We start from the raw sequence: 3,133 nt of genomic DNA, 5'->3' as shown, positions 1-3,133 counted from the left end.
AAAACACTGTGCAAGCTGTGACGTGATTTGTAGTTTTCTGTCTATTTCAGCAATTAAGCTTAATCCGGCATCAGATATTACTCTTCCACCCTGGAAATTAACTACTACTGTAGGTAGTTTTGGCTGTTCAAATTTGAACTGTTTTGCTATACGATCTGTTGAAGCTGGGGTCATGCTTTACAACTGCTGAAATGCTTGCTATATATACATTTTTGCAGTTTTTGACCCCTTTTTTATATCTTTGTGAGAAATCCGGGTAAAGCCATGTTCCACTTTACACAGGTGAGCAAATTTTACTACATGCTTAAGCCTGTATATTCAGAAATGGTGAGATATACTTGTTCGTTGAAGCTCAAAGCCGCAACCTTGGGGATAAAAGCCGCAACTTCGAGGATAAAAGGTGCAACGTTGAAGATAAAAGGCGCAACGTCGAAGATAAAAGGCTCATCGCCGAGGTTCAGAGGCTCATCATTGAAGCTTAAAGGCTGATTTTTGCACTTATTGTTAAGTAGGTCAACTTAATTAAAAGTAAAACGCTCGACTGAGTAGCCGCTTTGTGTCGCTCTATTTTTTCTACCTGACATAATAGCGATCGCCCCTATGATCTCAGCAAGCGATCGCTAACGTTTATTGGAGTGAATCTAAATCAAGCGATCGCATTCCTTGGCGTTCTGCAAAAGTCAGCATACTTCCCAATTGCAACCACAGTAGTAAGCAAGTCAGCAGACTAATTGGTAAACCAACTGCTGAAGCCAATAAGGGCGGAAAACCAAATATTGCTAAACCCGAAGAGAGAAATAGACAAATACCGCTAGTTATTCCCAGAAATGGCACAAACAATTGTCTCAATGATGAATTAGATTTAGGGCTTTCTGTACTATTTTTTTGCCATTTCTGCACAATTAATTTCAGCGTGCCAGATAAGGCCACGCCAGAAGTTAAAGCTATAAAAAAACCGATAAATAATAGCAAATAGGGCGGTTGTAGAGGGTAATAGTACATGAAAGCTCCAAATTTATGTTAAAAGGAAAAATGTAAAAATTTAGAAGTCAAATTAAATTACTTTGACAAGTTAACTTCTAACTCCTGTCTGCTGGCTTCTAATTACTTTGTGACTCGTTTCCACCAAAATAAACAAAGGATGTAGCTTTCGGTAAGATAGCCGCCGCCCCTTCTCTGGATAACTCTGTCAACATCCCAATGGCTACGTTAAACAAGCGATTGGGCTGTAAGTCATCTTTTACTAAGTTCCACAAGCGTTGCACTTCTTCGGTGTGGAGGCGGTCATCTTCTGTGAGTGCTAGCACTAACTGTCGCCGTAAAAATTTGCCTTCATCAGACAGCAAAAATTGTAAGCCCATTTGTGCTGTGGGTAACACATCAAAGCTACGATCGGTACGAGCGATCGCAATCAAATTCTCTAAGCGTTGCCACTGGAATTTACCATCTTTAAACAACACATTCAGCAATCGCCGCCTTAATTCGGGCGATTCTCCTGTCAGCAACCGCCGTGCTATATATGGATAACCCACCTCAACAATTTTGAAATTCGGATTGAGGCTAAGAGCAATACCTTCTTGTGTCACTAGCGAACGAATAATCAAAGCAAATTTCGCTGGAACTCGGAAGGGATATTCATACATCAATTCCGAAAACTCGTCGGTAATGGTTTTGAAGTTAAAATCTCCAACGTTCTTACCAATGGCGTTACCCAACACTGCTTCTAAGGCTGGCACAATGGGGCAGATATTTGTGTCTGGAGTCAAAAATCCTAATTTGACAAAGTCTTCTGCTAAGTCGGTGTAGTCTTTGTTAACTAAGTGTACTAGCGCATCTACTAAAGTTTCTTTGGTAGTTTCCTCCAACTGATCCATCATACCGAAGTCGATGTAAGCCATACGACCATCGGGGATAGCAAACAAGTTGCCAGGATGCGGGTCAGCGTGGAAGAAACCGTGTTCTAACAATTGTTGCAAACCGGAAGTCACACCAATTTGAATAATCGCCTCTGGGTCTAAACCTGCTTCGCGGATGCGCTTAGTATCTGTCAACTTGAAGCCGTTTATCCATTCCAGAGTTAATACACGGGTATTTGTGTAGCGCCAGTAAATACTAGGAATTTTTACTTGTGGGTCGTTGCGGAAATTATTCGCAAATTTTTCCGCGTTGCGACCTTCATTAATGTAATCAATTTCCTCAAATAACTTTATGCCAAACTCGTCCACAATCAAAGTCAGGTCGTGACCGAGATTGAGAGGCAACCAAGGCGCTAGCCAACTCGCTGCCCAACGCATCAAATAAAGGTCGAGTGTCATAACTGGGCGTAAGTTCGGGCGTTGCACCTTCACTGCTACTTCTTCGCCGCTCAACAAACGACCGTGGTAGACTTGACCCAAGCTCGCAGCAGCTACGGGAGTAGGTGAAAGTTCGCTAAATATTTCGTGAACTGGCCGCTCTAGTTGGGTTTCAATAATTTTATAGGCGAGCGCATTATCAAATGGTGGTAACTGGTCTTGCAGTTTTACCAGTTCTTCTAAAAAATCTTTACGTATCAAGTCAGGTCTGGTAGACAGCGCTTGACCAACTTTAATGAAAGTCGGGCCTAAGCGGGTAAGCAGTTCTCGTAGCTGGATGGCGCGTTTGCCCTTATTCTGCTCAACTTGATTTTGCCATTCATCCCACTTCAGACTCAGGATAAATCCACAAAAAGACCAGATAATTCTTAACAAGCGCCCCCAAGCGAGCCAGGGACGATATCGATAGTGACAAGCGATCGCGTCCGGATTGTAGCGGTTTAGCTGACCAGATTGATACTGACCCACGCCCTTGTTTGCCTCTTCCACTGGGAAATTTACACTTTTGCTTGTATCCCAACTCGCAAATTATTTGCAAATCTTGGGAGTTGATGGTTTTATAAAGAAATATTAAGTTTTATTTTTTTTGGGTAGTGTTTGTGGTGGGCTTGGCCTACCTTACTGCCCAGGCTTTTTTATCTTTTTCTTAATTATACTTTATAAAAGTACAACTATTCTCTATATTTCGGAGACAGAAGAGACGCGATTAATCGCGTCTGTACAAGAATCAGTTGTCAATTGTAATTTCTCCCCCCGCGTCCCCGCGTCCCCGCGTCCTG

General features: G+C 42.3%; 2 protein-coding genes and 1 pseudogene. All 3 read right to left on the bottom strand.

Annotated features, from left to right (window positions below; translation table 11 throughout):
• Positions 1-174: pseudogene (locus tag I8752_RS39170) on the bottom strand (IS1380 family transposase); the annotation flags it as partial.
• 453 nt (positions 175-627) lie between these two features.
• Positions 628-1,002, bottom strand: coding sequence for a hypothetical protein (locus I8752_RS30115; RefSeq protein ID WP_214435867.1), 375 nt, complete (start codon positions 1,000-1,002; stop codon positions 628-630).
• A gap of 98 nt (positions 1,003-1,100) precedes the next feature.
• On the bottom strand, positions 1,101-2,822 hold the full coding sequence (locus I8752_RS30110; protein WP_214435866.1) for an ABC1 kinase family protein: 1,722 nt from the start codon (positions 2,820-2,822) through the stop codon (positions 1,101-1,103).
• Positions 2,823-3,133: the final 311 nt, after the last annotated feature.

Origin of the sequence: Dendronalium phyllosphericum CENA369 (genome assembly GCF_016056275.1) — a bacterium.
In the GTDB taxonomy this organism is placed as follows: domain Bacteria; phylum Cyanobacteriota; class Cyanobacteriia; order Cyanobacteriales; family Nostocaceae; genus Dendronalium; species Dendronalium phyllosphericum.
This window is presented reverse-complemented; position numbering and strand designations above follow the sequence as displayed.